The organism is Flavobacterium sp. CLA17, assembly GCF_013112255.2.
Classification (GTDB): domain Bacteria; phylum Bacteroidota; class Bacteroidia; order Flavobacteriales; family Flavobacteriaceae; genus Flavobacterium; species Flavobacterium circumlabens.
This window is the reverse complement of record NZ_CP068294.1, coordinates 306,659-332,515: the sequence shown is the minus strand read 5'-3', so window position 1 is coordinate 332,515 and position 25,857 is coordinate 306,659. Positions and strand designations below refer to the sequence as shown.

The following is a 25,857-nucleotide window of genomic DNA, read 5'->3' as shown; positions in this document are numbered from 1 at the left end:
TATCTAGATTATCTAATTTCTGGTTCTAACGGTTCTTTGCTCGATACGTTTCTCAAATTTTTCGCCCTGAAAGATACGTTGTACCATAATTCCCGGAATATGAATCTGATTTGGATCTAATGTTCCCACAGGAACCAATTCTTCAACCTCAGCAATGGTTATTTTTCCGGCTCCGGCCATACAGGCATTAAAGTTTCTGGCAGTTCCTTTAAAAATCAGATTTCCGGCTTCATCGCCTTTCCATGCTTTTACAATGGCAAAATCGGCTTTGAAAGCTTCTTCCATAATGTGCATTTTCCCATTGAATTCACGTGCTTCTTTTCCCTCTGCTACTTCAGTGCCGTAACCGGCAGGTGTAAAGAAAGCCGGAATTCCAGCCTGAGCTGCGCGACAACGCTCCGCTAAAGTTCCTTGTGGAGTAAGTTCTACATCCAATTCACCGGAAAGCATCTGACGTTCAAACTCAGCGTTCTCGCCTACGTAAGAGGAAATCATTTTTTTGACTTGCTTCTTTTGCAAAAGCAGTCCTAGTCCAAAATCATCTACTCCTGCGTTATTGGAGATGCAGGTTAAATCTGAAATTGTTGTATTTACTAAGGCGGCTATTGTATTCTCCGGAATCCCGCAAAGTCCAAAACCACCAAACATGATAGTCATTCCGCTTTCGATTCCTGCTATGGCTTCCTGAACGTTATTTACTTTTTTTGCAATCATAACAAATGGTCTTTATTGTTGTATATTTTTGATAAAAATAAGATTTTTAGATTAAAATATAACGATTTCGTAAAAAATAAAACAGGCTAATATATTCATTAGAAAGTAAATTTTGAAAGGCTGATTTAAGCACATAAAAAAACTCTCGCAGATTTAGCAGATTCGGCAGATTTTTTTGGTTCGTACAGATTTCGTATGATCATATTAAAGTACTTACCGAACATTTTATAATATACTACAAAAAAAAATCCTTTTGTGCTCTTCCGGATTCAGAAGTTACAAAAGGATTTTTTTATTGAAGAAACGAAATTAAACTAGAGTTCGAATTCGTCTGTATTTTGTTCTGTTTGTGTCGTATCTTTTACAACTGCTGGTCTTGAGTAACAATCTACTTTTATAGAAAGATTAGCCGGACGCTCAAACTCCGATTTTGAAACCTGAAGTCCCGGATCGGCATAACAAAGTTTCATAAAGTAACCCCAGACTGGTAATGCTGCTGTTGCTCCCTGACCATAAGTCAAACTTTTGAAACGTGCTGAACGGTCTTCACAACCTACCCAAACTCCTGTTACCAGGTTTGGAACCATTCCCATGAACCAACCATCTGACTGGTTTTGTGTTGTTCCCGTTTTACCCGCAATCGGGTTTTTAAACATATACGGATATCCTGTCCAGCGATTATCTCCACTTCCACCGCCCTGCGTACGCAAACGTGCACCGGAACCTGTTTCCGTTACCCCCTGAAGTAATTTGATTACTGCGAAAGCAATATCTTTATTCAGAACGTCATGTGATTCCGGAATCGGCTCGTAAATAACCTCTCCGCTTTTGTTTTCGATACGGCTTAAAAATTGTGGTTTTACATAAACTCCCTGGTTGGCAAATGTGCTGTAAGCAGCAACCATGTCTTCAACCGTAATATCAACCGCACCTAATGCAATTGACGGCTGTACCGGGATTTCTGTTTTTACTCCTAATTTCTTCGTTAATTCAACAACAGCCTCAGGACCGGTTCTGTCAATTAATTTTGCAGAAACCGTATTGATAGAATTCGCCAAACCTTGTTTTAAAGTAACCATTCCGCGGTATCTGTTGTCTGAGTTTCTTGGTTCCCAGTCTTCCGTTACGTGGTGACGGCCTTTATGGATCATAAATGGTCCGTCAAGTATAGAATCGCAAGGTGACATATTTAATTGTTCGATTGCAGTTGCATAAACAAATGGTTTAAAAGTAGAACCTACCTGTCTTGCTCCCTGTCCTACGTGATCGTACTGGAAATATTTATAATTGATTCCGCCTACCCAGGCTTTTATATTTCCGGTTTGAGGCTCCATCGCCATTAAACCTGATTGTAAAAAATGCTTGTAATAACGAATAGAATCCAGTGGAGTCATAGTAGTATCACGCTCTCCTTTCCAGGTAAATATGCGCATTTTTGTTTTTACTTTGAATGAATTTATGATATCATCCTCACTTTTATCCATATCTTTCATGATAGACCAACGCGTAGAATTCTTCATGGCCTGCATCATAATACGATCCGTTTCAGCTTTGGTAATATTAACAAAAGGAGCATTTTTATTGTTCTTCATTTCAATAAAAAACTGCTGTTGCAGGTTTTTCATGTGTGCTGAAACTGCTTCTTCAGCATATTGCTGCATTCTGGAATCGATAGTGGTGTAGATTTTCAGACCATCTTTGTAGATATCATAATCAGAACCATCCGGTTTTTTATTTTCAGCAACCCATTTCTTCATGTAATCACGAAGATATTCCCTGAAATAGGTAGCCGTACCTTCACGATGGCTTTCCAGTTTAAATTTTAAAGCAATTGGCAAAGCCTGCAATCTTAATTTTTCAGCAGAAGAAATCATTTTTGCTTTTTCCATTTGAGAAAGCACGACATTACGTCTGTTTTTTACTCCTTCCGGATTTCTAACAGGATTGTATAATCCTGAGTTTTTGAACATTCCGACTAAAATAGCCGATTCATCCATCGTTAAATCTTTTGGATCTTTTGAAAAGTAGGTTTGTGCGGCAGAACTAACTCCAACTGAATAATTTCCAAAATCATAAACGTTGCAGTACATCGCCAAAATTTCATTCTTGGTATATTGTCTTTCCAGACGAATGGCAATAATCCATTCTTTTATTTTTTGTACGATTCTGAAAGGCAGAAATTTAGATCCTTCCCCATGAAACAATTGTTTTGCTAATTGTTGTGTTAAGGTACTTGCTCCTCCATTTGTTCCCAACGTAAAAACGGCTCTTAAAGTTCCGCGTCCGTCAATTCCTGAATGCTCATAAAAACGGGCATCTTCGGTGGCAACCAAAGCTTCCACCAGACTTTTTGGTAAATCTGAATATTTAAGTTGTGATCTGTTGGTTTTGAAATATTTACCGATAACTACTCCATCAGAAGAAATAATCTCGGTAGCTAAATTAGAATCCGGATTTTCCAGATCTTCAAAAGAAGGCATGGAGCCGAATAATCCCCATGAAGCAAATAAAAAGAAAGCTAAAACACCTAATAACGTATAGGCAAAAATTCTCCAGAATTTATTTTTATAGTAGTTAATGTCTTTAATACTATTGGTTTGATTGTTTTTTTTAGTAGCCATAAATATATTCGTCTAATCTTTTTGTTCTATTCTAAAACCTACGTCCGTAATACCTTCCAAAGCCTGAACACCCGGAATTTTTCCTGATTCCCTAACGGCTTGTTTGATGTATACTTTATATTTTCCTCTAAACTTTACGTCTTCTTTGTAATACAATTTACTTTCTTTTATATCTGTAAAACCATTTCCTAACAGCGTTCCATCGGGATTTGCCATTTGGTATTCTAAGGTATCTACTTTGGTAAATCCGCTTGGTGTTTCAATAGCAACAATTAAAAACAAATTATTGAATGGATAATTGTCATTGTCTCTCAAATTTACAAACAAATTGTATTTCTTCGTAGAATCCAAAACAGGCAGGTCGAAGGTAACAACACTGTCTTTGTGCCAGGCACTGCCAACAGATTTGTATTCATCAAACACTCTTTTTTTATCACAGGAAAAAAGAAGTATCGCTGCCAAAATAAGAATCCCGCTATTTTTTATTCTCATTTTTAGTAATAATTATAGGTTTTCTAGGTTCTGCCGGTTTGTTGTCATTCGAATTGTTGGGTTTATTCGAATTATTGGGTTTGTTGTTCGGCTTGTTTTGTTTGTTCGGATTTCCTCCTGCAGGTTTATTGTTGTTGTTATTTCCCTGCGGTTTTGCCGGAGCCACATTGGCAACAACTGCATTTTCAGCATTTGGTTTGCGTTTGCGGTTTGGTTTTTTCTTTCTTTTTGGCTGATCAAAACGGGTAAGACTTTCCTGGCCCATTGCGTTATTAAAATCTTTTTCAGGTTCTAAAGTTACCTCAATAGCAAAATCTTCAAGCGAAGAAACTTTATTTTTCTGCTTGTTTTCAGCGATAATTTCTTTTACCTGATCAATTTTTAAAACATGCCAGTTTGCAAAATTATTCGTGTAGGCGAACCACATCAGACCTTTAAAAATATCCTGTTTCTGGCAGATTGCATCTCCTTTTTCGGTCACCAATTTAGTATCGTAATCCGGAAAATCTTTCAGGGCATCCATGTAGGTATCAAGCTCATAATTCAGACAACACTTTAGTTTTCCGCATTGTCCGGCTAATTTCTGAGGATTAAGTGAAAGTTGCTGATATCTTGCTGCTGATGTATTGACACTTCTAAAATCTGTTAACCAGGTCGAACAGCAAAGTTCTCTTCCGCAAGAACCAATTCCGCCAAGACGTGCCGCTTCCTGACGGAAACCAACTTGTTTCATCTCGACTCTCGTACTGAATTCTTTTGCAAAATCTTTAATCAAAAGTCTAAAATCGACTCTGTCGTTTGCTGTGTAGTAAAAGGTTGCTTTTGATCCGTCTCCCTGAAATTCAATATCGGAAATTTTCATTTCCAATTTATGCTGAATTGCCAATTCACGGGCACGAACCTTCATTGGCTCTTCACGTTCACGCGCAACAGACCAGATATCGATATCTTTTTGGGAGGCTTTTCTATAGATTTTCGGCACTTCATTACTTTCGTGATTAACGCCTTTTTTCTTCATTTGAATTTTTACCAATTCTCCTGTCAGAGTAACGATTCCAATATCATGTCCCGGTGATGCAACAGTTGCTACAATATCACCAATACTTAACGTTAATTTCTCTGTATTTCTGAAAAATTCTTTACGTCCGTTCTTGAAACGTACCTCAACACAATCAAAAATTGCCTCTCCATTAGACGGACTCATGTTCGCAAGCCAGTCAAAAACAGTCAATTTATTGCAGCTATCGGTGCCGCAAGTCCCATTATTTTTACAACCTTTTGGTGAGCCACCATCTGAGGTTGAACAACTTGTACATGCCATAATTCTATATGTAGTGTCGCAAAAACGCGACTTAAGTTCATAAACGTTTGATCGGTAAAGATAGTATTTTTTTTAGTTTGCTTTTTATGGATTAAAACTAAAGGGATGTTAAAAAGAAAAACCTATTTTGTTTAGCGCAAAATAGGTTTTTCCTGAGTTTATTTTGAAGGAAATTTACCCTAAAATCTTATATATTTTATCTGATAACCTAATTCTGAAAGGAACTTCAAAAGTAACTTTGTCACCAATATTTGCTGTAGTGGTTTCAGCACCGTCAACAATCATTTTGTCTAAAACCAATTCCTGCTCACCTGTTGTTGGCCCGGAAATTAAGATTTTATCGCCAATTTGCAATGTCTGGTTTTCAACCGTAAATTGACCGACTTTTGCTTTTACGTAATAATGCTCCGCTTTTCCAAGCAAGGCTTTTTTGATTTTTACTTTTTGACGGATATCAGCAGGTTTTGCAGCAGTTGCCAAGGCCGTATCTTGCAATTCGCCGGAATGTTTGAATTTTAAACTGTCTGATTTCCCTTTTCTGAAAACCTTGTTTCCTACTTGTTTTCCGGTTCTTAATCGTACCTGATCTACCAAAGGCATGTGGATAATATCCAGACATTCCGTAGAACAACAGTTTTCCATTGCTGCTTTACATTCATCACACTGAATAAACAACAAATGGCATCCGTCATTTTCGCAATTGGTATGGTTGTCACAAGGTTTTCCGCATTGATGGCATTGCGAAATAATATCTTCGGTGATTCTTTCTCCAAGACGATTATCGAATACAAAGTTTTTTCCGATGAATTTGCTTTCCAAACCTTCTTCTTCAATTTGTTTGGCGTAATTGATGATTCCGCCTTCTAACTGATAAACGTTTTTGAAGCCCTGATGTTTGAAATAAGCACTGGCTTTCTCGCAGCGAATTCCTCCGGTACAATACATGACCAGATTTTTATCCTCTTTATGATTTTGAAGCTGCTCGTTGATGATCGGTAAACTCTCTCTGAAAGTTTCAACATCGGGAGTAATAGCATTTTTAAAGTGTCCAACTTCGCTTTCGTAGTGGTTTCTAAAATCAACTACAATCGTATTTGGATCCTCTAAAATTTCATTGAATTCCTTGGCTTTCAGGTGAACGCCTATATCGGTTACATCAAAAGTTTCGTCGTTTAAACCGTCAGCAACGATTTTATCACGAACTTTAATAGTGAGTTTTAAAAACGAATGGTCATCATGTTCTACCGCTTCATTCAGTCGTATGCCTTTCATGAAATCATAAACTTCAAGAGTTTCCCTAAAGGTCTCCAAATTTTCTTCCGGAATACTCATTTGGGCATTTATTCCTTCGTTGGCAACGTAAATTCGGCCTAAAGCATCGAGCTTATTCCAGGCTACAAATAAATCATCACGAAATTTTTTGGGATCTTGAATTTTGGCATACGCATAGAAAGACAACGTTAGTCGTTGTTTACCGGCATCATCGATCATGATGGCTCTTTCTTCTGCGCTTAAAGTGTTGTACAGTTGCATGCTATAAACAGTTTTTAAGTTTAGAAATTATTTTTTTGCAAAAGTAAGGAAAAAGGTTCTAAGTTGCAAAGGCTCATAGCTACAAAGGTTCTGAGATACTGAGTTGCTAAGGTTCTAAGTTTTGAATTAAGATTTTATAAAAAACAAAAAAAGCACTAAATTAATAGTGCTTTTTAAAATCTTTGTATCTCTGTACCTTTGCAACTTTGAACCTAAAAAATAAAAATCTTAGAACCTTAGCAACTCAGTACCTTAGAACCTCAAAAATTAACAATACTCGTTAAACGCATCTTGCAAATTCTCAGCTATCAATTCAGCCGGGCGTCCTTCAATATGGTGACGCTCTAACATGTGAACCAATTCTCCGTTTTTGAATAAAGCCATAGATGGCGATGATGGAGGAAAAGGGAACATATGTTGTCTTGCAGCATCAACCGCTTCTTTGTCAACACCAGCAAAAACTGTAATTAAGTGATCTGGTTTTTTAGCTCCTTCTAAACTCATTTTTGCTCCCGGACGCGCATTTCTTGCAGCACAACCACAAACAGAGTTTACAACAACCAAAGTGGTACCTTCAGCTTTGATAGCATTATCTACAGCGTCAGCACTATGTAAATCTTGAAAACCTGCAGCAGTCAATTCAGCCTGCATTGGTTTTACCATTTCTTCTGGATACATATTTTTATCTTTTAAATTTTACTTTTGAACTGCAAAGTTACAAAGTTTACCCGCAACTACTTAATTTGAAGTATAAAGTTTTGTTATAGTTCGATTGTTATTTTTTTATAATCAATTTTTCCAGTATATAATTGACATCCGGGTCTTTCTCCTGTACTAAGTAATTAATCCTTTGGTCAATAGTAAGGCTTATTTCGGGAATAATACCCGTATTTACCTTTGGAGGATTCTCTCCAAAGTAGAGATCCGTAAACGAAAATCGTAAAATCGCTCTTGTTTTAGGAAGCTTATAATTTAAAAAATAACCTGCAAAAGTATTGTTGGCGTTACCACCCGTTTCCTTTCCGACTAGTGTTCCGCGTTTATTGTCTTGTACTAATTTGGCAAAATATACCGCTGCAGAATAGGTGTTACCGCTGGTTACAATAAAAACATTGCCTGAGAATGTATCTTTGTCTGCCGGAAAGTTTTCGGTCACTCCTTCTTTTAGTCTCTCATTGCCAATATACATTCCGTCCTTTAGATTAAATCTCTGATACAGAAAATTTTCATAATCCCGAATTTCAGATTCACTGACTCTGGCTCCATTGTCTCCTACAACAAACTCCGGATGTGCCAAAGTAATGTTTTTTGCCTTAAAATTAAATTTATTTTCAAAATTGCTTTTTGTAATAAACGAGTATAAGATAGCTGCAATTTGCGGGTTTCCGCCCTTATTATTGCGAAGGTCGATTATGACATTTTTGTAACTTTCTTTATTAACTCTTTTGAAAAAATCACTGAAGTTTTGATAGGCCATTTGCTCTGATAATTCAAAGGTGTTCACGGTCAGTTTTCCGGTAAGTTCTCTTTTATAAAACTGATAGTCAATAAAGTTATTTATTTCTGCTCTGTTGATTGGACTTGCTTTTTGTGAACTCTTATAATATATTTCATAGTAATCCGAAGCTTTCAGGGTTGTCTTTTTATGCTCCTGACTTAATGGCTCTTTGTATTCTATGTCGAATGTTTTAGCATAGGGCTCTATATAATAAGAATAGCTTGAAACAAAATCATCTGAAATCTGATCTTCAATCCCTGTTTTTATAGCTCCTTCTCCTTGTATATGCTGGGACATCTGTGTAATAATATTTAAAGTCGTCCGGCCATTAATCGAGATTATTTCACTCAAAAATGGAACCTCCGCGCATTTGACATTAACAAATAAACGATTTTCAAGCAGGATTAGCGGGATCGGGAAATAAGATAATTTTTCTTTTATGTATGCAATATTAAACTCATCAGGAGCAGAAACGGATAAATGGCCATCGCTTATTTTAGGAATATTATTTAGAAATTCTAAATATTCAGGCTTTTTTTTAATGTTTTTAATCGTTTGAGTAAAATTGTTTTCCCATTGTTGCTTACTTTGAAATCGAAACGGATCCGGATGCTGTGTTTCGATAATCTCTTTCATTAATTGCAGATCTGACAAGTAATCTTCTTTTGTAAGATTCTCAATTTCTAATTTCTGCGCATTCACTGTTCCCAGGATCAGACTTAATCCTAAAGCCAAAATGTAATACATTCTTTTCATTTTAATCATTTTTAATTGACATTTTCTTGTTAAAAATAAAAATAATTAAAATGAAATGCAAGAACTTTTTGTTTTTGCACGTCATTTTCTATAATTCAACTTTTATTTACTGAATTTCTTCTGATACGGATAGGTTTCGTAAATGGTATTGTCTTCATTAATCGAAAATCCTTTTGCCGCATCTTCTCTGGCAATACCCACTAATGCAACTACTTCTTCTTTTGGTTTCCCCTGTTTCAGCCAGCAGATGGCCTTGTAGTATTTAGCGTCTGAGAATTCAGGATAGATTTTGATTGCCTTATCAAAAACAGCAATTGCTTCGTCCCACTTTTTAAGTTCATATTTAGCAATTCCCTGATAAAAATAGGCTGTCGGATGTTCTAATTACTGCCTGTTTTTATAAATATCATTTACATAATCATCCAGAAGCTGTTCTGCTTTTTCATATTCATTCAACTGCAGGTAACAAAGTGCTATATAAAAATTATACGTATGATCCATTCTATATCCATTTCCATAGAGCTTGATACATTCTTCTAAATCTCTAATCGCGTCTTTATAGTTTTTTGAGAAAATACATTTCATAAAACCTCTATACGGTAACCACTCTTGTTTGTTGTACAAAACAGCATTGTCCAGAAATGACATTCCAACTTCATATTTTTTACATTTAAAATACGGCATTGCCTTCTGCTGCCATAAATAAGCGACCGTACTGTCTTTTTTCAGACCTTCGTCGAGGCAATTTTGCCATTCGGTCATTTCATAAACATAATTGTGTTTCTCTGCACAATTCGTCAAAAATTCTTCAACTAATGCATCATGCGCTTTGTTTGTGGAAACTTGTCCAAAAGATAAAAGAGTAAAAAAGAAGCTAAATCCTAAAGTAATGTTTTTCAAAGTTTACTGTTTTTGGTTAGATTTATTTGAGCGAAAAATCACGCTAAATAACGCTTTTATAAATGGCATCTTCGGGCACTTTAAAATAACTTTAACATCCTGAACAAAAGTAGTTTCTTCATCCAAAAAATTAAAGATCAAAGCCGGATTACCATTTTTGAATAAGGAAGAAAAAATAGAACTTCCTAATTCATTATGGCGATGCAGGATATCCAAAAGCAGCAAATCATAAAACCAGAACCTGCTTTTTTGATGAAATAATACCATTTTTGGAGCAGGATTGTGTTGTAGGAACTCTACTAATTCAGATGATTTTCTATCTGAATTTTTAAACGTATAACCCGTACTGGCTTTGGTCCAGCCACCAGCCGTGCCAATATTTAAAACGCGTTTTGTGTTTTTTTTCCAGAAAGGAAAACAGGTCATTGGAATACTGCCCCGCTCCTTTTCGATAATTTCATATTGATCAGCTCCAAGATTTCTTAAATAGATCTGAATCTCATTCTCATATTCTGCTGTAGGAAGAAGATTTCCAGAAAACAGTGTGTATTCTACTAAAGCTTCGGTTTTAGAAGTGGGCAAAACGTACATGAAACGTGTATTTCCTCTTTGTTCTACCGAAAAGTCCATAAAAGTGGCTTGTTCCGGATGGAAGATTTCAGATTCACTTTTTACAAACCAACCCACGAAATGCTGCTGCAAAACAGGATATTTCGTCTGGCCCAAAGCAAAAGATCTGGTATAAATACTATTGAATAGATAATCACAAGTATATCGGTTGGCTTCTGTTCCCACAAAAACATGGGTTTCGAGTTCATTGATATCCGTTACTTTTTCCATTAAAAAAGTAATATTGGATTGCTTTGAAACAGTTTGAAAAACAAAATTATAAAAGTCTAATCCACGAATTTGATTGTATTGATAAGGGATCAGATCTAAATCTCGTTTGAAATCTTCGTTGGCAAACAAAGCCGAGTCCCATTTTTTGAAAATTATCGAATCCCAAAGAGATTCTTCTTTATCCCAAAAACACCAGGTTCTGTCATTGGTCTTTTTCGCGTCTTCATCTAGTAATAAAATTGATTTATCAGAAAATTTTCCGGACAACACCATTTTATAAACCGCCATCAATGCCGATAAACCTGTTCCGGTAAAAATATAATTGAAATGTTTGATTTGTGAAGATTGCATTCTCAAAAATAAGGAATTTTATTCTTTCAATTTTTCCAAAAGAAGATTAAAATCTTTAGGCCCGAGATAATTATTGTACTGTAAAATGATCTCACTTTTCTCATTCAAAACGCATAACACCGGATACACGATCTGATTGTTCACCGTTCCTAATTGCAAAGCCAATTCATGAACGCCAACGTTATTGCCTGATGGCCGATAGTTAAAAACCTGATTATTAAATGTGATAGCTCGTTTTTCACCGGCATTAAAATCCACATAGTAAAAATCTGAATTCAGTTTTTGAATTATTTCCTGATTTTTGAAAGTGGTACTTTTCATTCTCTGGCAAAACTGACACCAATCGGTATGGATAAAAACGATTATTTTTCGCTTTTGAATGTGCTGCAAACGATCAACTTCCTCAAAAGAGCTGCTTTTAAGCTGGCAGAATCCTGTTGAAGTAGTTCCAAAAAAGAAGATAATTAACGTTAGCTTTTTCATTTGTTGTTGTTTTTTTTGCCACGAATTGCACGAATTTACACGAATTTTTTTTCTGCTTTTTGACAATCCTTGTCAGGCTGAGCGAAGTCGAAGCCCGCTCCTGCTTAAAAGCCCTCAACTTAGCTAAGGATGACAATCACTTTCAGAATCATTTTAATCTGTGGTATTAAACTTTTATCGCAAAGTATACCGCAGTCCGAAAAACCCGCGAATCGTTTGATTTTGACCATAAACATAAGTCGTGTCAAAAGTTAAACCATACGGATTATCCGGAGTATCCACTATTTGGCCTTTTGGAACTACGTTACCTCTCATGCCAATAGCCGTACCATCAGAAGTTTGCACGTTTTTGTCAAAAGGGTCATTGGTTCTGGAAATCAAAAATGGATTGTTTTGCTTAGGTGTAAAGTTCAGTAAGTTCTTGATTCCGCCGTAAAGTTCAAAATTCTTCCATCCAAAGTACGTAAACTGAATATTCTGAATACTGTACCAGGGTGACTTCGGGCTTCTTGGATCTAAATCACTCAACAAGGGCAACTTCATTGGACTGTAAACATTTCCGGTATAATCCAATAATAAATTCATCGAATCTATTTTGTATGACACACTCCAGGTTGCCGTAAATTTCTCGGTTAAAAAAGGCGTTTGGGAAACTCCGTTTTCCACGTTTTTGTTATCCAGAACAGTCGCGCCGACAATAAACTTTAATCCTGACGGAAAATTTAGATCTACATTCGTGCTGATTCCCTGACTCAACGCATAGCCATTAATGTTGTCGTAAATGATTTTATTCGGATCCGTTTCATAATCCGATATGATTTTATTACTGAATCGCGTATAAAAAGCTGTAGTTTCAATTCCGATAAAAGTTCCGTTGGTAAAGTTTATCTTTTGAATATAATTCAGATTTACATTCACCGATTGTTCGGGTTTTAAATCACTTTTAATGACCACATCCCTGGAACCCGTAAGTGCTGCGTGATCTTCGGTAAATAAATTCACTACACGAAATCCGGTTCCGGCGTTCAGACGGAAAATCGTATTTTCATTCTTTTTCCACCGGTATGCCACTCGTGGTGTATAAATCGATCCGTGAATCGAGTTGTAATCGTAACGCATTCCTAACAAAACCTGACTTTTGGGAGAAAGCGTAATTTCATCCTGAACAAAAATTCCGGGGAGCCAGGTACTTTCGGCTTCTTTTGTAGCGGTAGTATTATCATCATAATAGGAATATCGATTGGCAATTCCGGCAAGGAAATCATTTCGGCCTATCTTTTTATCCCAGGTCAGTTGCAGAAAACCAATTTTTTGATTGGCAATATAGGATGTAGTTCCGTAACGGCTGTCCTGATAATGTACATTTCCGGAGAACGAAAGCATCAATTTTTCTTCAAAAGGCAATTGGTAACTTCCGATCAATTCCCCGCGTTTGGTATAAATACTTTCTCCGTAAATTTCATCCCCACCACGGTACTTTTTTTCCCAGCGCACGTCCCCGCCCCAGCGATCTTCGTACATTCCGCGTGCTGCGATGGTAAACAAACGATTATCATCGCGTAAAAAACTCCATTTGTTAAAAACCGAAATTCTTTCAGACAGCGTTACATCCGTAAAATTATCTTTATCCTTATCAATAACCTCATTGTAATTGAAGTAATTGATTCCCAAAAGTGTCGTTGCTTTTTTGGTTGGATTGAATTTCATTCCCAAATCAACATTGGTTTCTAAGTAGGTGGTCGAAAAAACATCAGCAGAAAACAGCGGCGCGTTGGTTGGGTTTTTGGTAATAATGTTAATCAAACCGCCAACCGCTTCACTTCCGTACAAAGAAGAAGCCGGGCCTTTTACGATTTCAATTCTTTCTACCAGAGAATTCGGAATTCCGGACAATCCATAAACTGTTGAAAGTCTGCTGACAATTGGCATTCCGTCAATTAAAACCAACGTATAAGGGCCTTCCAGTCCGTTAATGTGAATATCACCGGTATTACAAACGCCGCAATTGAGCTGAGGTCGCACACCATTGATGTTTTGAAGCGCTTCATAAATACTTGGCGTTGGATTTTTCTTAAAGAAAACCGGTGAATAAACCTCAACCGGAACAGCACTTTCCAATCGTCTTACGGCTTTTAAAGTTCCGGAAACGACCACTTCATTGAGCTGATTTTCATTATCGGTCAATTCGAAATCATACGATTGAATAGAATCCTTGACTACTTCTATTTTCTTTTTCAAAGTCTGAAAACCCATTTGAGAGACCTGAATGGTGTAATTTCCAACAGCAACATTTTCTAATTTATAATATCCTAAACTATCGGTAACCGTTTTATGTTTTGTTCCTGCCAAATGAATGTTTGCCAACTGCAATTTATGGCCTTCCGCCGAGACAAATCCAGAGATAACAGAAGTTTCCTGCGCATACGAATAGTGTAAACCAAACAAAAGCAATATCAAAAATAGTTTTTTCATTATTTTAAAATTAAATTTAGACAAAACTAAAAATTAAATTTGACATATATGCTTTATGAAGTTAAAAATATTTAAACCCTTTATAATTCAACGAATTGCGGTTATATTTGCCACAGATTTCGCAGATTAGAAGGATTAATCTTTCAATCTGTGGCAAAAAAAGTAATGGCTAGACAAAGGATTCATCAATTAGTTCTTTATTGATCATGGCTCCGGCAAAAGACCCTGAAGAAACTGCCATCGCAACTGATCTTGCCTGAATATGGCAATCTCCGCTGGCATACACTCCCGGAACCGTAGTTTTCTGAAAAGCATCGACTTTCAGTAAACCCTGTTCCGTTAATTCACAACCTAACGATTCCGGTAAAGGGCAATGTTGCTGAAAAGGTGCCTTAAAATAAATAGCTTTTACTGCTATTTTGGACTGATTTTGAAAGATAATTTGTTGAACATTCCCATTTTCATGATCTATGGCGACGATTTCTTCTTCAATAATTTCAACTTTATGTTTCTTCAGGATTTGAGTTTGTTCTAAACTTAAAGTTGATTTTCCATTTGTGATCAGTCGCAGGTCTTTGGTCCAGTTCGAAATCATTTTGGCATATTCAAAACCCATATCACCATTGGCAATAACGGCCGTTTTCTCAGTTTTTACTTCATAGCCATGACAATAAGGACAATGTATAATGGAAATACCCCAGCATTCCGCAAAACCGGCAATTTCCGGCAATAAATCTTTTACACCGGTTGCGAACAACACTTTTTTGGAAAGGAACACTTTTCCGGATTCTGTTTTAATTTCAAATCCGCTCTCGATCTTAATGGCACTTATTGCCAATCCGTTATAAAACTGAACGGTATCGTAAAAATCGACCTGCACTTTGGCTTTCGCCGAAATAACGGCAGGTTTCTCGCCATCTTGTGTAATAAAATTATGCGAATGTGGTGTTTGTCGGTTACAAGGCAAACCGCTGTCAATCACCAAAACGTTTCGTAAAGAACGTCCTAAACTCATTGCGGCTGAGAGTCCGCTGTAACTTCCGCCGATAATAATAACTTCAAAGTTTGTGTCGTGTATCATGATTTTATTTTTTATGAGATTTATAATTTAGAAAATGTCCAATGATCATTCCGATGCCGCCAATAAAGATCAGATTCAGATGAATGTCCAGAAAAAGTTCGCTCCAAACACTAATCCAAATCAAAGACATTGAAATAATAAGAATACTTGCTACCAATAAGCTTGATTTTTTAATAATTTTGAGAATTGCAAATAATCCTATGGTGGCAAAAGTCAAATCGACAAAAGGATTATGACTTAACCCCAAAGGCAGAATGGTAAGCAACGGAAAAACCAAACAATGCACCAGACAAATGGTCGCACTTGAAATTCCTAAAATATCGTAAAGGGATGTTGAAACTTTCTTCATTTCTTGTATATTTACTTAATGCAATTTTGTTGCAAATATACACTAATTTTTAAATAGCAACATAGTTGCGTTAATATATTTTAATTCTCAACGAATGAAAACAGCACGTAATACCACAGCAAAGACGGCCGTTTTAGAGATTTTTGGCAAATCTAAAACAGCACTGTCCCATACCGAAATTTATAAATTAACCGCTGATTTATGCGATCGCGTTACGGTTTACAGAATATTGGATCGCTTGGTCAATGACGATATTGTGCATAAAATTGTAGGTCTTGACGGTACGGTTAAGTATGCGAAATGCCATCATGCGCATCCGGTTACGATACACAATCATGCTCATTTCAGCTGTGAAAACTGTCTTGAGATCACTTGTCTTGAAAGTGTAAAACCTAGTTATATCATTCCGCATAATTACAAAGTCAATGACATCAATTTTACCTTATCGGGATTGTGTCCGAATTGTTTAAATTCTAACATTTAGATTTTAGACTTGCCTAAAAATATTGTTGCGCAAATGTAATTTATACCTATATTTGTTCAAACAACATTTCTACAATGACCAAATCTTTAGAAGAAGTGCACCAATCGGTTGCAACAGAGCATAAAAAAACAGGATTCAGAAAAATATTAGCCTTTTTAGGTCCGGCCTATTTAGTAAGTGTAGGTTATATGGATCCCGGAAACTGGGCAACAGACATTGCCGGAGGTAGCCAATTTGGTTACTCTTTACTTTGGGTTTTATTAATGAGTAATTTAATGGCTTTGTTGCTTCAAAGTTTAAGTGCCCGTCTTGGAATTGTAACTCAACGGGATTTAGCACAAGCTTCCCGGGAAACGTACTCGAAGTTTATCAATTACATTTTATACTTTCTGGCCGAAATTGCGATTGCGGCCTGTGATTTGGCAGAAGTTTTAGGAATGGCGATCGGAATCAACCTTCTTTTTGATATTCCGTTGATCGAAGGTGTTTTGATTACGGTTTTAGATACTTTTTTATTACTCTTCCTGATCAACAAAGGTATCCGCAAGATGGAAGCGTTTATAATTGTTCTGGTCGCGATTATCGGATTTTCATTCATTTTCGAAATGATCTTTGCCGAACCGGAGCTGGACAAAGTGCTGTACGGACTTATTCCGTCAATGCCAAATTCTGCTGCTTTGTATATCGCCATCGGAATTATTGGCGCGACTGTAATGCCCCACAATTTATACTTACACTCTTCTTTGGTACAAACCCGAAAATTCGACAGAACTCCGGCGGGAATCAAACAGGCTTTGAAATACAACTTTATAGATTCTACTATTGCTCTAAACCTTGCTTTTTTCGTCAATGCTGCTATTTTGATTTTGGCCGCAGCCACATTTTACAAAAACGGAATGTTTGAAGTTGCGGAGATTCAGGATGCACATCAGTTTTTACAGCCTTTACTGGGAACGAAATGGGCTCCGATTTTATTTGCAGTAGCTTTAATTGCTGCCGGACAGAGTTCGACTGTAACAGGAACTTTAGCCGGACAAATTGTAATGGAAGGTTATCTGAATTTACGCATACAGCCGTGGGTACGAAGAATCATAACCCGTTTAATCGCCATTGTACCTGCCGTTATCGTAATTTTGATTTATGGCGAAAGCGTAACCGGAAAATTATTGATCCTGAGTCAGGTTATTTTGAGTTTACAATTGGGATTTGCTATTATTCCGCTCATCCATTTTGTGAGCGATAAAACCAAAATGAAAGGGTTTCATATTTCGCGAACAACCCAGGTCGCTGCCTGGATTATTGCCCTGATCATCGTTTCGTTAAATGCTAAATTGGTTTACGATGAAATTACTTCCTGGCTTGAGAATTCAAATCATCCAATCATTTTATGGGTTACAGTTGTTCCGCTTGCTTTTAGTTTTCTTGCTTTATTGTTATACATCATAGCAAAACCATTTATCGCAAGGGCAAAATCAAATATTGAGAACCATTCGCCCCATCATTTAAAATTACAATATTCCCCAAGAGAAACTTACAGCAAGAAAAACATTGCAATTTCTGTAGATTTTTCCAAAGCAGATGAAGCAGCACTAAACAATGCCTTTGAATTGGGTGGAATTGATGCGCAATATACCTTAATTCATATTGTGGAAACCGTCGGTGCTTTACTCTATGGAGGTCATGTTGATGATCATGAAACCAGCATAGACGAAAAATTACTATTGGAATATAAAGAAATACTTTCGCAGAAGGGTTTCAAAATCGAAACAGAACTCGGCTTCGGAAAACCTAATTCTGTGATTCCGAAGATTATCAACGCCGGTAATTTTGATGTTTTGGTCATGGGAACCCACGGTCACACCGGATTAAAAGATATTTTATTTGGAACAACCGTAGACAAATTGAGACATAAAATTTCGATACCTTTGTTGATTGTTAAAAAATAGGTGCAAAGTTCCAGAGCGAAAAAGGTACAAAGGCTTAGAAACTATGAGCCTTTGTACCTTTGCAACTTTGAACCTCAAAAAATAAAAAAATGACTTTTTCAGAAGAAAATTATCTAAAATCGATATATCACCTTACTACTTCCAATGATTCGGAAGTGAGTACGAACGCTATTGCAGAAATGATGGAAACGAAAGCTTCCTCGGTTACGGATATGCTTAAAAAGCTGGCGGATAAAGATTTGGTTCATTATAAAAAGTATCAGGGTGTCTCTTTGACCGAAAATGGTAAACTGGCCGCAAAAATGATTGTTCGAAAGCACCGTTTGTGGGAAGTGTTTTTGGTTGAAAAACTAAATTTCTCCTGGGATGAGGTTCACGATATTGCGGAACAACTCGAACACATTAAATCGGAACAATTGATTAACCGCCTGGACGATTTTCTGGGAAATCCGACCGAAGACCCGCATGGTGACCCGATTCCGGATGCTAACGGACGCATTGTTAAAATTGAGAAATACCTGCTGTCTGAATTAAATGAAGGGCAAACCGGAGTTTGTGTAGGCGTAAAAGATACTTCCTCAGAATTCCTGAAATATCTGGACAAACAGGAAATTGCTTTGGGATCAAAAATAGAATTTATGTCTAAAGAGTCTTTTGATTTATCTGTCAAAATTAAAGTTGATGGCAGAGAATTGTCGATCTCTAATAAAATTGCTTCGAATCTGTTTGTGAAGCTGGTTTAGGATTATTTCACGGAGATTCACGACGAGCTGCACAGAGGTTCTCAAAGGTCTTATTCTTTTGTCAGACGGAGCGAAGTCGAAGTCTGGCAAAGCAATTCAGCAGACGGGAGCTTCGACTTCGCTCAACCTGATAAACCAGGTGCATTCTAGCCCCGATAGCAGTGGAAATCCTTTTATGGCGGGGTTCGCCATAAAAGATTGTAACGGATAGCGGGATTAGCTCCTCCAATCAATCCCTGATATTAAACAATACCCTTTTCTATCATTTCGAGCATTACCGGTGACGCATTTTTAAAAGTTGGCTCTTGTTCGATAATACTTCCGGCGTTCTTTTTGTTTACTTTAAAAGTCACATCATTGTCTGTTGTAAACAATAAAGCGGTCAAAAACGGATTTTTAATATAGGTTCCCAAGACCAATAAAGCTTCGTCTAAAGTATGAATGCTTTCTATTTCTTCGGTTTTATAGCGAGTTGTCAGTGAAATTGAATAGGTATTGTCTTCGTTTAATACCAAACGAAAATAGATGTTCTTGATCTCTGTATCGCCAATCGTTTTGGCTAAGGTCAGTTTGGCAAAAGTGCCATTTTGAATGCTTTCTTTGACGCGTTCGCAAAAAAGAGCGAATATAGGTTCGTACATTTTTTTAAGGTTCTAAGGTTCTGAGATGCTAAGGTTCTACGTTTTTAATTACTTTGAGTAGCTTTGCGTTGTTTTACCGCAAAGCTACTCAAAGTTACACAAAGCTTTGTCTTAAATTTTTCCTTTGTGAATCTCTGTCAAATCTCTGTGGTATAAACTTTACTTTCCTGTAAATTCAGCTTTGCGTTTTTCTAAGAATGCTGTTGTTCCTTCTTTAAAATCCTGAGTTCCGAAACATTTTCCGAAAGATTTTATTTCGGTTTCAAAACCATCTTTTCCATCTTTGTAATTCGCATTAATAGCTTTTATAGCTCTGCTGATTGCAAATGGAGCATTTTTAATGATTTTTTGGGCGATTCCTTTCGTAAACTCTAAAAGTTCCGCCTGAGACACGACGTGATTCACCAGACCATTTTGTTTGGCTTCTTCTGCAGAAATCATGGCTGCGGTCATAATCATTTCCATCGCACGGCCTTTACCAACTAACTGAGGCAAACGCTGCGTTCCTCCATAACCCGGAATCAATCCTAAAGTTACTTCCGGCAATCCCATTTTAGCGTTGTCTGAAGCTACTCTGAAATGACAGGCCATTGCGAGTTCTAATCCACCGCCTAATGCAAAACCATTAACGGCAGCAATTACGGGTTTCTTTAAATTTTCAATATAATCAAATAACGTTTCTTGTCCTTCAGCTGCTAACTGAGCACCTTCGACAATTGTATAATTGGCAAATTCTGAAATATCAGCTCCGGCCACAAATGCTTTTTCGCCGCTTCCGGTAATGATAATCACACGAACGTCATCATTTTTTGCTAACAATTTTACGGCTTTACTTAAATCACTAATGGTCGCTTTGTTTAACGCATTTAGTTTTGTAGGCCTGTTTATTGTTACGGTTGCAATTTTTTCTTCGATTGCGATTAAAAGATTTTCGTAGTTCATGACGCTGAATTTATGAGTTTGTGATCGGTAAGGAAACTCTGAATGTGGTTCCTTTTCCGTAAGTTGATTCAAAGGTAATTGTTCCTTTGTAATTTTCGATGATGTTTTTTATAATTCCGAGTCCAAGACCCATTCCACTAGTCTTGGTTGTGAATTTTGGTTCGAAAATCCTGCCGGTATCCTGTTTCTGAATCCCGATTCCGTTGTCTTTTACGGCTATTTCGACATTATCATTCCGGCGCTTCACCGAAACTACAATAGATTTATGAAACTGACTTTCCGGAATGGCCTGCGTTGCATTTTTAACCAGATTGGTAATTACACGGATTAACTGTGTACGATCCATTTTAGAAATGATTTCCTGCTCCTGGCTTTCAAAAACAATATATTCTTCATTAAAAATATCCACTGAAAGCTCTACAACCTCAACCACGTTTAAGGTTTCGTTTTGTTGTGCCGGCATGGAAGCAAAATTCGAAAATGCAGACGCAACAGCGGTCATGGTATCAATCTGCTGAATTAAAGTTTCGGAATAATCGTTTAGTTTCTGCTTTACATCCGGAGCCGTGGGATCAAATTTTCGTTGAAAACTCTGTACCGTCAAGCGCATTGGCGTAAGCGGATTTTTAATTTCGTGCGCCACTTGCTTCGCCATTTCGCGCCAGGCTTCTTCACGTTCGCTTTGCGCCAGTTTGACCGCACTGGTTTCCAGCTTATCGACCATTCCGTTGTAGGCTTTAATCAGAAAGTTTACTTCTTTGCTATTGGCTTCCAGAACAATCTTCTCGTTTTTCTGATCCAGATTGGTTTCTTCCAGTCTGTCTGAAATTGTTTTTAACGATTTTGTGATGTAGGTCGACAGAAAATAAGCCAGGGCAAAGGCCACCAAAAGCATGAAGGAATACACCTGACTTAAACGAATTAAGAATGTATTCAATTCGTTGTCATAATAACCGTCATCTTCTAAATAAGGGAGATTGAGGATTCCAAGTGGTTTGAACTTTTCATCTTTAATTAAGCTGTAAGACGATCTGTTTTTAACGCCATCTATGGTTTTAATATCTACAAAACGCTTTTCGATGGAAGACCGGACCAGTTTCAGGATATACTCCGGAATTGGCGGCGGCGCTTTGTCTACAGCAAAAGATTCTTTGGAAGATTTAAGCAATTTCCCGTCGAGGCTGTAAATATTAATTTCAATTTTATGAATCTGGGCTAACTCATGGATTTTATCTTTAAAAATTAAATCCAGATTTCCCGTTTTCAAAGGATATGTTGTTGTGGAAAGCACATAGTTAATGTGTTCTTTAACCGCATTTTCCTTACGTTCCAAACGTTCCTGGTGATATTCCTTGGCTTCATTTTTAAATTGAATAATAGAAATAGAAGCCAGTAAAAAAGATGCTACAACAATCAATACGATCATCGACAGGAAAATCCTGATACGCAATGAAAGCATCGACATTTTGAAGTTGTTCAACATATTTTTAAGTTATGAATTATAAGTTATGAGTTATGCGTCATAAACTTACAACTCATAATTCATAACTCATAACTATTTTTTTTCTCTTATTCTCTTGTAAAATTTAAAGCCCAGCATAATGATAATGGAGAACAAAAAGATTCCGATTACGCCGAAAATCCAGTTGATAGCGCTTTTTAAAACTACTAAAAAAACAACCGCGAATAATATGATAGTGGCGCCTTCATTCCATAAACGCATAAAATTGTTGGAATATTTCACCTCATCATTTTGCAATTGCCTGAAAATCTGATGACATTTTGCATGGTACAAATAAAGCAGAAAAACGAAACACAATTTTACGTGCATCCACGGCATTTTAAGCCAGGCATTTCCTAAGTCGGTAAAAAGCAGCATCCAAAAAGCAAAAATACTCGCCAAAATTGCCGAGGGCCAGGTAATAATGTACCACAAACGGTACGTCATTATTTTGTATTGCGCTTGTAGAATCTCTTTTTCCGGAGATGGTTTTTGGCTGGCTTCAATTTGATACACAAACAAACGCACAATATAAAACAAACCGGCAAACCAGGTTATTACAAAAATAAGATGTAACGATTTTAAGTAGTTATAATATTCCATTGTTATTTGTTTCAAGTTTCAAGTTTAAGGTTTTTTCTAAAGTTGATTATAACTTGAAACCTTAAACCTGAAACAACTATTATTTCGAACACAACTTATGTCCATCATAAAGTCTTTTCTCTTTATTCTTTCTTCTATTCTCTTTCTTCTATTTTGCCCAGTCGTTAATCCAGTTACTCACGGTCTGACACCATTCGTCGCCGTCATTCAGACACGGAACAGCCAGAAACTGCTCACCTCCGTTTGCCTCAAAATCTTCTTTGGCACGCATGGCAATTTCTTCCAGTGTTTCTAAACAATCCGAAACGAAAGCCGGTGTTACAACTGCCAGATTTTTGATTCCTTTTGCCGGCATTTTATCAATTTCAATATCCGTGTAAGGCTCCAGCCATTTATCCCCTGCTAATCTGGATTGAAAAGTCAGACTGTATTTATCGGCCGGAAGTCCTAATAACTTCACCACTTGTCTTGTCGTTTCGTAACATTGGTGACGGTAACAAAAATCATGCGCCGGAGATGGCGTGTTACAACAAGAACCGTCAATTTTACAATGTGATTTGGTTATATCTGTTTTACGAATATGGCGTTCCGGAATTCCGTGGTAGGAGAACAATAAATGATCGTATTCAAATCCTGCCAGATGTTTTTGAATTGAATCGGCCAGGTTTTTAATATAATCGGGTTTGTTGTAAAAAGCAGGAACATCAGTAAAAGTCATTTGTGGAAATTTCTTCTTTCTGATTTCTTCGGCCTTAACTAAAATGGTCAAAGTCGAAGCCATGGCATATTGCGGATATAAAGGAAAAAGCATTACCTCAGTAACTCCTTTATCATGCAATTCCTGAAGTCCTTTTTCGATTGTCATGCTTCCGTAACGCATTGCTAATGCAACCGGTACGTTTACCAAGGGCTGCACTTTCTTCTGCATTCTTTCGGAAAGAACAACTAACGGAGAACCTTCGTCCCACCATATTTTTGCGTAAGCATGTGCTGATTCTTCCGGTCTTTTTCTCAGAATGATCCCTCGAACTAATAAAGCCCGCAATAAATACGGAACGTCGATCACGTACTTATCCATTAAAAATTCGTCTAAATACGGCTTTACGTCTTTTGGGGTTGGACTTTCGGGAGATCCTAAATTTACTAATAATACGCCTTTCATTATGTTATTTTGCTTTAGGCTTTAAGCTTTAGGCTTTAAGCATTTGTTAGGTTAATTTTCGCCAAAAGTATTTGATAATACGTTTTGGAAATATGATAATTATTACTTTTTACTTATTGTTGCATATCAAAAATTGATTTCATATGCTTTACATCTGTTGCTAACGAATGAATAGTTTGTCTAAAAATTAGCCCGCAGATAAAGCAGATTTTAAAAAATCAAGCGAATAGATCACCGTTTATTTATAATGTATCCTAAAATAAATCTGCCCGATCTGCAAAATCTGCGTGAAACAAAATATTATTTATTTAACCCTAAACATTCGTATTAATCGACATCAGGTATTTTTTGGGAGTTGTGGCAAATTTTTTCTTGAATGCCGCAATGAAGTGACTTCCGGTGCTGTAACCAATTTTCAATCCTACTTCATTTACATTGTAAGATCCGCTGTCCAGCAGTTTTCTGGCGAAATCCATTTTGTAATCAAACAGAAAACCGTAGACTGTGTCGCCGTAAATTTGTTTGAAACCCATTTTCAGTTTCTTCAAAGTCAATCCAATTTCATCGGCCAGTTCCTGTAAACCCGGAGGTTCAGCCATATTGGCGATAATAATTTCTTTGGCTTTTCTGATTTTCAAAACATTGTCTTCATCAATTAAAAACGGACATTGTTCTGCATTTGGATCTTCGGTTCTGTTAAAATACAAACTCAGCAATTCGTATCCTTTACCTTTATAATAGAGGTTCTTTATGGAGGGATGAAGATTGTAATGAAACAACTGACTCAATACAATCGACATTGACGGACTGATGTTTCCTTCGTTATAATACTTTTTATCTTTATTGTCCGGGCTTAAAAATGTAATATAATTGGCTTCTGCAGAAAACAACGCGTGAAATTTCTTAATTGAAACAATAACAGAAATCACCCACGAATTTGGAGCAAGGTCTAAATGAAGCGGTAACTCCTTCTGCGGATTGTACAAAAGCAGCGATTTTTCCTCCTTTAGTTCCAAAGCATAATTACCCTGATTAAACAAAAATTTGGCATTGCCTTTTAGTCCGAAATGAAACTGTATCAAACCACTACCCACTTCACGCTGAGCAAAAAAAGGTTCTGAACTGTCGTTTTGAAAACGGATCAGCGTAAAGTCGTCTTCAATTTTTATTTCTTCCTCCATTTTTGATTTACTTTATTCAGGTTACTATTGTCGTTTTTTACTAAAACGAATAATTACCTTTCAAAATTAAATCTTTTTGATGGTTTATTGTTTACTTGCTCCTAAATTTATAAAATCTTTATTGTTTTGATCCGTTATTTCAAAACCGCATCGATCTGAATGTTTATCTTATTAGAAATCTTGCTTTTAACGAGGGACGGTATGGCAATATTAAAATCGCTGGCATTCACACTAAAAGCAGACCCGATACTAATTCCCGATGCTGATTTGCTTATTCTTGCTGTGGTGGTGATATCCTTAGATTTTCCGTGAAGTTCCAATTTTCCTTTTATAATAAAATCCTTAGGATTTGCGGTCAAGCTGCTTGGATCAAATCCTTCTATTTTTCCTTTGAATGTTGCTTTTGGATATTGGTCACTTTCAACATAATTTTCATTAAAATGTTCTTCCATCAAAGCGACTTTGAATCGAAATCCTTTCATTAAAGCCAGGCTGGCAATTTCTCCCGTTGCGGGATTCAGCACAAAAGTAACACTGGAATTGGTTGCCTTAACTTCTTCAAAAGAAGCAACTGAGGCTTCAAAAGTAATCTCTCCCGATTTACTGATCATTTTTTGCTGCGAAAAGCCAACCGCAGAAACATACAACATTCCTATGAGTATGATTTTTTTCATGTTTTTGATTTTAAGTTAATTTTGTGGCATTTTATTCCTATCAACGGTGTAATTGTTTTAGCTCTGTTTTAAAACAGCAATCATCTGAACTTTGACTTTATCATCAAGTTTGTATTTAATCAGTGATGGAATTGGGATGCTAAAATCACTGGCATTTACTCCGAAATCTGAAATAATGGTAATTCGGGAACTCGTCTTGGTAATTTTTGCAGTAGCCTTTATATCTTTCGATTTACCGTGAAGTTCTAATTTTCCTTTTATTATATAATCTTTATAATCTTCAGTCAAATTATTTGTGTCAAATCCTTCTATTTGTCCTCTAAAAATAGCTTTGGGATATTTATCCGTTTCCATGTAATTTTCATTAAAATGTTCTTCCATCAAAGCCATTTCAAACTGGAATCCTTTCATTAAAGCCAGGCTTGCAATTTCTCCTGTTGCAGGATTTAAAACAAAGGTTACACTACTGTTGGTTCCCATGACTGGCTGAAAAGAAGGGACTGAAGCTTCAAAAGTTATTGTTCCTGATTTAGTTAACATTTTTTCCTGCGAAAAAACAACGAATGAAG

The 25,857-nt window shown here is 36.7% G+C and carries 24 protein-coding genes and 1 pseudogene; 3 read left to right on the top strand and 22 right to left on the bottom strand.

Annotated elements, in window-relative coordinates:
- Window positions 1-12 precede the first annotated feature (12 nt).
- From HAV12_RS01410 to HAV12_RS01350, 14 genes and pseudogenes are all read right to left on the bottom strand, one after another.
- The gene (locus HAV12_RS01410) at window positions 13-714 is read right to left on the bottom strand and encodes a CoA transferase subunit A (protein WP_171568153.1); all 702 of its coding nucleotides are present in this window, start codon (window positions 712-714) and stop codon (window positions 13-15) included.
- 314 nt (window positions 715-1,028) lie between these two features.
- The gene (locus HAV12_RS01405) at window positions 1,029-3,335 is read right to left on the bottom strand and encodes a penicillin-binding protein 1A (protein WP_171568152.1); all 2,307 of its coding nucleotides are present in this window, start codon (window positions 3,333-3,335) and stop codon (window positions 1,029-1,031) included.
- A gap of 12 nt (window positions 3,336-3,347) precedes the next feature.
- Complete coding sequence (locus tag HAV12_RS01400) at window positions 3,348-3,827, bottom strand: gliding motility lipoprotein GldH (RefSeq protein ID WP_171568151.1); 480 nt, start codon at window positions 3,825-3,827, stop codon at window positions 3,348-3,350.
- Window positions 3,811-5,148 carry a regulatory iron-sulfur-containing complex subunit RicT gene (locus HAV12_RS01395; protein ID WP_171568150.1) on the bottom strand — a complete coding sequence of 446 codons (1,338 nt, stop codon included), beginning with the start codon at window positions 5,146-5,148 and terminating at the stop codon, window positions 3,811-3,813. Before HAV12_RS01395 ends, HAV12_RS01400 begins: the two co-directional genes overlap by 17 nt.
- A 174-nt stretch (window positions 5,149-5,322) precedes the next feature.
- Entirely contained in the window at window positions 5,323-6,681 is a 1,359-nt protein-coding gene (locus tag HAV12_RS01390) for a rhodanese-related sulfurtransferase (protein WP_171568149.1), read from the bottom strand.
- A 267-nt stretch (window positions 6,682-6,948) separates the two neighbouring features.
- Window positions 6,949-7,359 (bottom strand): BrxA/BrxB family bacilliredoxin, encoded by a 411-nt coding sequence (locus HAV12_RS01385; protein ID WP_029271207.1) that lies wholly within the window; start codon window positions 7,357-7,359, stop codon window positions 6,949-6,951.
- A gap of 97 nt (window positions 7,360-7,456) precedes the next feature.
- Entirely contained in the window at window positions 7,457-8,935 is a 1,479-nt protein-coding gene (locus HAV12_RS01380; protein ID WP_171568148.1) for a S41 family peptidase, read from the bottom strand.
- Between the two features lie 261 nt (window positions 8,936-9,196).
- Window positions 9,197-9,286, bottom strand: a pseudogene (locus HAV12_RS22875) (hypothetical protein); the annotation flags it as partial.
- Between the two features lie 33 nt (window positions 9,287-9,319).
- Window positions 9,320-9,835: a M48 family metallopeptidase gene (locus HAV12_RS22870; protein WP_240345216.1), complete on the bottom strand. Its 516-nt coding sequence runs from the start codon at window positions 9,833-9,835 to the stop codon at window positions 9,320-9,322.
- Between the two features lie 3 nt (window positions 9,836-9,838).
- A complete protein-coding gene (locus tag HAV12_RS01370; protein ID WP_171568147.1) occupies window positions 9,839-11,026 on the bottom strand; it encodes a lycopene cyclase family protein in 1,188 nt (395 codons plus the stop codon).
- Between the two features lie 18 nt (window positions 11,027-11,044).
- The gene (locus tag HAV12_RS01365) at window positions 11,045-11,509 is read right to left on the bottom strand and encodes a thioredoxin fold domain-containing protein (RefSeq protein WP_171568146.1); all 465 of its coding nucleotides are present in this window, start codon (window positions 11,507-11,509) and stop codon (window positions 11,045-11,047) included.
- 174 nt (window positions 11,510-11,683) lie between these two features.
- The gene (locus HAV12_RS01360; protein ID WP_171568145.1) at window positions 11,684-13,981 is read right to left on the bottom strand and encodes a TonB-dependent receptor; all 2,298 of its coding nucleotides are present in this window, start codon (window positions 13,979-13,981) and stop codon (window positions 11,684-11,686) included.
- Window positions 13,982-14,150: 169 nt separating this feature from the next.
- The gene (locus tag HAV12_RS01355) at window positions 14,151-15,062 is read right to left on the bottom strand and encodes an NAD(P)/FAD-dependent oxidoreductase (RefSeq protein WP_171568144.1); all 912 of its coding nucleotides are present in this window, start codon (window positions 15,060-15,062) and stop codon (window positions 14,151-14,153) included.
- 4 nt (window positions 15,063-15,066) lie between these two features.
- Complete coding sequence (locus tag HAV12_RS01350) at window positions 15,067-15,411, bottom strand: MerC family mercury resistance protein (protein ID WP_171568143.1); 345 nt, start codon at window positions 15,409-15,411, stop codon at window positions 15,067-15,069.
- A gap of 94 nt (window positions 15,412-15,505) precedes the next feature.
- Between HAV12_RS01350 and HAV12_RS01345 the strand changes: the two genes are divergently transcribed.
- The 3 genes from HAV12_RS01345 to HAV12_RS01335 all read left to right on the top strand — a co-directional run bounded on the left by HAV12_RS01345 (window position 15,506) and on the right by HAV12_RS01335 (window position 18,584).
- Entirely contained in the window at window positions 15,506-15,895 is a 390-nt protein-coding gene (locus HAV12_RS01345) for a Fur family transcriptional regulator (RefSeq protein ID WP_171568142.1), read from the top strand.
- A gap of 74 nt (window positions 15,896-15,969) precedes the next feature.
- The gene (locus HAV12_RS01340) at window positions 15,970-17,841 is read left to right on the top strand and encodes an Nramp family divalent metal transporter (protein WP_171568141.1); all 1,872 of its coding nucleotides are present in this window, start codon (window positions 15,970-15,972) and stop codon (window positions 17,839-17,841) included.
- An 89-nt stretch (window positions 17,842-17,930) separates the two neighbouring features.
- Entirely contained in the window at window positions 17,931-18,584 is a 654-nt protein-coding gene (locus HAV12_RS01335; protein ID WP_171568140.1) for a metal-dependent transcriptional regulator, read from the top strand.
- A 242-nt stretch (window positions 18,585-18,826) separates the two neighbouring features.
- Here the strand turns inward: HAV12_RS01335 and HAV12_RS01330 are convergent, their stop codons facing one another.
- The 8 genes from HAV12_RS01330 to HAV12_RS01295 all read right to left on the bottom strand — a co-directional run bounded on the left by HAV12_RS01330 (window position 18,827) and on the right by HAV12_RS01295 (window position 25,828).
- Entirely contained in the window at window positions 18,827-19,225 is a 399-nt protein-coding gene (locus HAV12_RS01330; RefSeq protein ID WP_171568138.1) for a hypothetical protein, read from the bottom strand.
- Window positions 19,226-19,384: 159 nt separating this feature from the next.
- Window positions 19,385-20,167: an enoyl-CoA hydratase/isomerase family protein gene (locus tag HAV12_RS01325; protein ID WP_171568137.1), complete on the bottom strand. Its 783-nt coding sequence runs from the start codon at window positions 20,165-20,167 to the stop codon at window positions 19,385-19,387.
- 10 nt (window positions 20,168-20,177) lie between these two features.
- Window positions 20,178-21,593 carry an ATP-binding protein gene (locus HAV12_RS01320; RefSeq protein ID WP_132033201.1) on the bottom strand — a complete coding sequence of 472 codons (1,416 nt, stop codon included), beginning with the start codon at window positions 21,591-21,593 and terminating at the stop codon, window positions 20,178-20,180.
- 129 nt (window positions 21,594-21,722) lie between these two features.
- The gene (locus HAV12_RS01315; RefSeq protein WP_171568136.1) at window positions 21,723-22,271 is read right to left on the bottom strand and encodes a CopD family protein; all 549 of its coding nucleotides are present in this window, start codon (window positions 22,269-22,271) and stop codon (window positions 21,723-21,725) included.
- A gap of 148 nt (window positions 22,272-22,419) precedes the next feature.
- The gene (gene hemH, locus HAV12_RS01310; RefSeq protein WP_171568135.1) at window positions 22,420-23,433 is read right to left on the bottom strand and encodes a ferrochelatase; all 1,014 of its coding nucleotides are present in this window, start codon (window positions 23,431-23,433) and stop codon (window positions 22,420-22,422) included.
- A 314-nt stretch (window positions 23,434-23,747) separates the two neighbouring features.
- On the bottom strand, window positions 23,748-24,614 hold the full coding sequence (locus HAV12_RS01305; RefSeq protein WP_171568134.1) for an AraC family transcriptional regulator: 867 nt from the start codon (window positions 24,612-24,614) through the stop codon (window positions 23,748-23,750).
- A 134-nt stretch (window positions 24,615-24,748) separates the two neighbouring features.
- Window positions 24,749-25,288 (bottom strand): YceI family protein, encoded by a 540-nt coding sequence (locus tag HAV12_RS01300; protein WP_171568133.1) that lies wholly within the window; start codon window positions 25,286-25,288, stop codon window positions 24,749-24,751.
- A gap of 57 nt (window positions 25,289-25,345) precedes the next feature.
- A complete protein-coding gene (locus HAV12_RS01295; RefSeq protein ID WP_240345215.1) occupies window positions 25,346-25,828 on the bottom strand; it encodes a YceI family protein in 483 nt (160 codons plus the stop codon).
- Window positions 25,829-25,857 lie beyond the last annotated feature (29 nt).